Source organism: Bradyrhizobium sp. SHOUNA76 (assembly GCF_023006445.1).
Classification (GTDB): Bacteria; Pseudomonadota; Alphaproteobacteria; order Rhizobiales; family Xanthobacteraceae; genus Bradyrhizobium.
On record NZ_JALBHA010000406.1, the window covers coordinates 1 to 6,092 of the forward strand.

The 6,092-nt window shown below is 64.9% G+C and carries 3 protein-coding genes and 1 pseudogene; 1 reads left to right on the top strand and 3 read right to left on the bottom strand.

The features are described from left to right. The 3 genes and pseudogenes from MOV74_RS29035 to metF all read right to left on the bottom strand — a co-directional run. Positions 1–271 (bottom strand): annotated as a pseudogene (locus tag MOV74_RS29035) (L,D-transpeptidase); the annotation flags it as partial. Between the two features lie 337 nt (positions 272–608). Continuing rightward, positions 609–4,457 (bottom strand): methionine synthase, encoded by a 3,849-nt coding sequence (gene metH / locus MOV74_RS29040; protein WP_246930080.1) that lies wholly within the window; start codon positions 4,455–4,457, stop codon positions 609–611. A 6-nt stretch (positions 4,458–4,463) separates the two neighbouring features. Next, the gene (gene metF, locus MOV74_RS29045; RefSeq protein WP_246930081.1) at positions 4,464–5,384 is read right to left on the bottom strand and encodes a methylenetetrahydrofolate reductase [NAD(P)H]; all 921 of its coding nucleotides are present in this window, start codon (positions 5,382–5,384) and stop codon (positions 4,464–4,466) included. 391 nt (positions 5,385–5,775) lie between these two features. Between metF and MOV74_RS29050 the strand changes: the two genes are divergently transcribed. Further along, the coding region (locus MOV74_RS29050; RefSeq protein WP_246930082.1) for an MsnO8 family LLM class oxidoreductase at positions 5,776–6,092 on the top strand (317 nt) is incomplete at its 3' end.

A 6,092-nucleotide genomic window follows, 5' to 3' on the forward strand; every position in this document is an offset into this window, starting at 1 on the left:
CTGCGGAGGCGGTCGCCGTTCCGGGCGGCGGGCCGCCCGGCATCACCACCACGCGGGTGCCGACCTTGACGCGGTCGAACAGGTCGGAAACGTCCTCGTTCAGCATGCCGATGCAGCCGGACGAGACGAACTTGCCGATGGTCGACGGCTGGTTGGTGCCGTGGATGCGGTAGACGGTCGAGCCGAGATACATCGCGCGAGCGCCGAGCGGATTGCCGGGACCGCCGGCCATGAAGCGCGGCAGATAGGGCTGGCGCCGTTCAAGGAGTTCGTGCAGCCGCTGGCGCCGCCGAAAGGGTGAGGGGGATTTCTCCGTCATTCCGGGGCGATGCGCAGCATCAAACTATGGTGCGCAATTGCGCACCTGAGAATCGTGCTGCTCGGGACGAGGACAAATGGATTCCGGGCTCGCGCCAAGAGGCGCGCCCCGGAATGACGGCGCTGGGCTTGGCGAGGTTGTCAGACCGCGACGCAGCCGATGATGGAAGTTTATCGCTGTTTTGCCCGACGCCGCAAACCCGGCCTCGGCACCCAAAATTCTTCAACCTTTTCAACCCCATTCTACTGTGCATGGGGTTGTTTTCGCACTTTTTGTTTGGCAGGCGGGCCTATCCCGCCCCTGCGCGCTTCTTCTGCCAGACCAGATGCACCGCGCAGGTGCAGCCGGGCGGGTGGGAGGCAAGGTCCTTTGACGTCTCGTCGTTCGCGGGTGTTGCCGCAAAGGTCTTGTCGGTCTGTTGCGACGGGATGTAATTCAGCACCGGCGCGAGCCAGCGCTCGGTCTCCGCCACGCTCATGCCCTTGCGCGCGGCATAGTCCTCGACCTGGTCGCGCTCGATCTTGCCGACGCCGAAATAATAGCTCGCAGGGTTGGCGAAATAGAGCCCGGACACGCTGGAGCCGGGCCACATTGCAAAGCTCTCGGTCAGCTTCACGCCGCAGTTCGCTTCCGCATCGAGCAGCTCGAACAGCGTCGCCTTCTCGGTGTGATCGGGCTGCGCGGGATAGCCGGGGGCGGGGCGGATGCCCTGGTATTTCTCCAGGATCATCTCCTCGTTCGAGAGCGCCTCGTCCGGCGCATAGGCCCAGAACTCGCGGCGCACGCGGGCATGCATGCGCTCGGCGAAGGCTTCGGCCAGGCGATCGGCCAGCGCCTTGCACAGGATCGAGGAGTAGTCGTCGTTCGCCATCTTGAAGCGGTCGGCGACCACGTCCTCGCCGATGCCGGCGGTGACGACGAAGCCGCCGACATAGTCCGGCACGCCCGCGGGCGCGACGAAGTCGGCCAGCGCCGCGTTGAAGCGGCCCTCGCGCTTCTCGAGCTGCTGGCGCAGCGTGTGCAGCGTCGCGATGCGCTTCGTGCGGCTCTCGTCGGCGTAGAGCACGATGTCGTCACCTTCAGCGTTGGCCGGCCAGAAGCCGATCGTCGCGCGCGCCCGGAACCATTTCTCCTTCACGATGGTATCGAGCATCTTGCGCGCGTCGTCATAGAGCGAGCGCGCGACTTCGCCGACCTTGGAATCGTCGAGGATGGCGGGGAAGCGTCCGGCGAGCTCCCAGGTCTGGAAGAACGGTGTCCAGTCGATGCAGTCGACCAGCTCGGCGAGGTCGTAGTCGTCGAAGCTGCGGATGCCGAGGAAGGTCGGCTTCACCGGCTTGTTGGCAGCAAAGTCGACCGGCACGCGATTGGCACGCGCGGCCGCGAGCTTCAGGCGCTTCTTGTCGGCCTGCGCGCGCAGATGCGCGTCCGAGATTTTTGCGTATTCCGCGCGGACCTCGGCGGCATAGGCCTCGCGCTTCTCGGGCGAGAGCAGCGAGGAGGCGACCCCGACGGCGCGGCTGGCGTCGTTGACATGCACGACGGGGCCGGCGCGATAGCTCGGGTCGATCTTGACGGCCGTATGCACGCGGCTCGTGGTGGCGCCGCCAATCAGCAGCGGCAGCTTGAGGCCTTCGCGCTGCAATTCGCCGGCGAAGAATGCCATCTCGTCGAGCGAGGGCGTGATCAGGCCGGAGAGACCGACGATGTCGGCCTTTTCGGCTTTCACGGTCTCGACGATCTTGGCAGCCGGCACCATCACGCCGAGGTCGATCACCTCGAAATTGTTGCACTGGAGCACGATGCCGACGATGTTCTTGCCGATGTCGTGGACGTCGCCCTTGACGGTCGCGAGCACGATCTTGCCGGCGGACGATGAACCTTCGGTGCCGATGCCGTTGGCGAGATTGCGCGCCTTCTCCTCCTCCATGAACGGCATTAGCCAGGCCACCGCCTGCTTCATGACGCGGGCGGACTTCACGACCTGCGGCAGAAACATCTTGCCGTCGCCGAAGAGATCGCCGACCACGTTCATGCCGGCCATCAGCGGGCCCTCGATCACGTCGAGCGGGCGCGATGAGGCCTTGCGGGCTTCCTCGGTGTCCTGCTCGATGAATTCGGTGATGCCGTGCACCAGCGAATGCGACAGCCGCTTCGCCACCGGCCATTCGCGCCAGGCGAGATCGGCTTCCTTGGTCTGGGTCTTGTTGCCGCGGAATTTCTCGGCGAGCGCCAGCAGCCGCTCGGACGCGCCCGGATCGCGATTGAGGACGACGTCCTCGCAAACCTGGCGCAGCTCGGCATCGATGTCGTCATAAACGATCATCTGCCCGGCGTTGACGATGCCCATGTCCATGCCGGCCTTGATGGCGTGATACAGGAACACCGAGTGCATGGCCTCGCGCACCGGCTCGTTGCCGCGGAACGAGAATGACAGATTGGAGACGCCGCCCGAGATGTGCGCGCCCGGCAGGTTCTGGCGGATCCAGCGCGTCGCCTCGATGAAGTCGACGCCGTAATTGTTGTGCTCCTCGATGCCGGTCGCGATCGCGAAAATGTTCGGATCGAAGATGATGTCTTCCGGCGGGAAGCCGACCTTGTTCACCAGGATGTCGTAGGCGCGCTTGCAGATCTCGGTCTTGCGCGCGAACGTGTCGGCCTGGCCGACCTCGTCGAACGCCATGACGACGACAGCCGCGCCATGGCGGCGGGCGATCTTGGCCTCGAAGATAAACTTCTCCTCGCCTTCCTTCATCGAGATCGAATTGACGACCGGCTTGCCCTGCACGCATTTCAGGCCGGCCTCGATCACCGAGAATTTCGAGGAGTCCACCATCACGGGCACACGGGCGATGTCGGGCTCGGCGGCGACGAGGTTGAGGAAGGTCATCATCGCGGCTTCGGAGTCCAGAAGCCCCTCGTCCATGTTGACGTCGATGATCTGCGCGCCGTTCTCGACCTGGTCGCGCGCGACCTGCAGCGCGGCGGTGTAGTCGCCATTGGTGATCAGCTTGCGGAAGCGGGCCGAGCCCGTGACGTTGGTGCGCTCGCCGACGTTCACGAACGGAATGGCGTCCGTCAGGATGAACGGCTCGAGGCCGGAGAGCCGCAGGCGCGGGCTGATCTCCGGCACGATGCGCGGCTTGTGCGGGGCCACCGCGGCGGCGATCGCCGCGATAGGGTCCGGCGTGGTGCCGCAGCAGCCGCCGACGATGTTGACCAAACCGTCGCGCGCGAACTCGCCGACCAGGCGCGCCATGTATTCGGGTGTCTCGTCGTATTGGCCGAACTCGTTGGGCAGGCCGGCATTGGGATAGGCGCAAACAAGCGTGTCGGCGACGCGGCCGATATCGGCGATATGCGCGCGCAGATCCTCGGCGCCGAGCGCGCAGTTGAAGCCGATGGTGACAGGCTTGGCGTGCCGCACCGAATACCAGAACGCCTCCGGCATCTGGCCCGAGAGCAGGCGGCCGGACTTGTCGGTGATGGTGCCCGACACCATCACCGGCATGTCGATGCCGCGCGCTTCGGTGATCTCCGCGATCGCATAAAGCGCCGCCTTGGCGTTCAGCGTGTCGAAGATGGTCTCGACCAAGAGCAGATCGACGCCGCCGTCGAGCATGCCGTTGATCTGCTCGCCATAGGATTTGCGCAGATCGTCGAAGGTGACGGCGCGGTAGCCGGGATTGGAGACGTCGGGCGAGATCGAGGCGGTGCGATTGGTGGGCCCGATGGCGCCAGCGACGAAGCGCGGCCTGCCGTCCTCGGCTTCGACGCGCCGCGCGGCATTGCCGGCGAGGCGGGCGCCTTCGCGCGCCATCTCGTAGACGATGTCGGTGAGATCGTAATCGGCCTGCGCGATCGAGGTCGTGGAGAAGGTGTTGGTCGCGACGATGTCGGCGCCGGCGCGCAAATAGGCGGCGTGGATGTCCTCGATCGCCTGCGGCTGGGTCAGGATCAAGAGGTCGTTGTTGCCGCGCAGGTCGCGATGGAAATTCTTGAAACGCTCGCCGCGGAAAGCCGCTTCGTCGAACTGGAGGTTCTGGATCATCGTGCCCATGGCGCCGTCGAGCACGAGGATGCGCTCGCGCGCGGCGTTGAGCAGGGCAGTTCGCTTGGGAGAGGTGGATACGGTCATGTTGTCTTAAGCCGCCTTCTGCGCGCTCTTGGCGCGGATGCCGAGCAAATGGCTGATCGCGAACACTAGATCGGCGCGGTTCATGGTGTAGAAGTGGAAGGTGTCGACGCCATTCTTGGCGAGCTTCTGCACCTGGCCGGCGGCAACGGTCGCGGCCACCAGCTTGCGGGTCTCGGCGTCGTCATCGAGGCCCTCGAACTTCGAGGCGAACCAGTCCGGCACGGTCGTGCCGGCGCGGGTGACGAAATTGCGCGCCTGCTTGAAATTGTGCATGGGCATGATGCCCGGCACGATCGGGATGTTGATGCCACGCGCGCGGACGCGGTCGAGATAGCGGAAGTAGAGGTCGTTATCGAAGAACACCTGGGTGATCGCGCGGCTGGCGCCGGCATCGACCTTGGCCTCCAGCGTGTCGATGTCGGCATCGAAGTCGCGCGCCTCCGGGTGCTTCTCGGGATAGGCCGAGACCGACACTTCGATATCGGCATGCCGCTTCTTGATCCCCGCGACGAGGTCCGCCGAACTCTGATAGCCGTCGGGATGGCTGGCATAGGGCGTGCCGATGCCGCCGGCGGGGTCGCCACGCAAGGCCACGATGTGGCGGACGCCGACCTCGTGATAGCGGTCGACGATCTCGTCGATCTCGCCGCGCGAGGCGCCGACGCAGGTCAGATGCGCCGCCGGCAGCAGCGCGGTCTCCTGGAGGATGCGCGAGATGGTGGAGTGGGTCCGCTCCCGCGTCGAGCCGCCGGCGCCGTAGGTCACCGAGACGAATTTCGGGTCGAGCGGGGCGAGCCGGTTGATGGTCTCCCAGAGATTGCGCTCCATATCTTCCGTCTTGGGCGGAAAGAACTCGAAGGAGATCGCAGGCCGCTTCAGGTGCCCGTCTTGCCCGTCGGCTCGGGCAGGCGTCGTCAGATCGGTCATGGCACCACTCACTCCAGATTGTGTCGCCAAATTTGGCGGCCACCGGTCAGGTTCTCGCTTGAAGGGCCTAAGATAGGGCAAAGGCGAATCCAGCTACAGCCCATCGTGGATGGGAAATGGCCCACTTCGTGCGGAATGTATTGAATTCTTGTGCCTAAATGCTGAAATTGTGGGATTCGATCAATATCAAAAAATGAACGTATAATCAATGATATATGACCTGGGAGCCGGAGCCGGTGGTCAAAGCGCTGCGGTGGGCAGCTTAAATTGAGGACGACGCAGTCGTCGGTTGTCCCAACGTATTCTGGACGGCCGGTTCGCAGCCCGCACACGCCAGACCTGCGCCGTCAGCCCATTGCCGCGTCGCCGCCCGCAACTAACTTAGCGCGCCATGATCCCGCTCTCAGTCCTCGATCTCTCGGTCGTCACATCAGGCACCAGGCCCGCCGCGGCGCTGCGCAACAGCATCGACCTGGCGCGCCATGTCGACGGGCTCGGCTATGTCCGCTACTGGCTCGCCGAACACCACAACCTCGCCTCGGTCGCGAGCCCGGCGCCCGACGTCATGATCGGGCAGATCGCGGCGGTGACCAAGCATATCCGCGTCGGCTCCGGCGGGGTGATGCTGCCCAATCACGCCCCGCTGGTGGTGGCCGAGCGCTTCAAGATGTTGGAGGCGCTGTTTCCCGGCCGCATCGACCTCGGCCT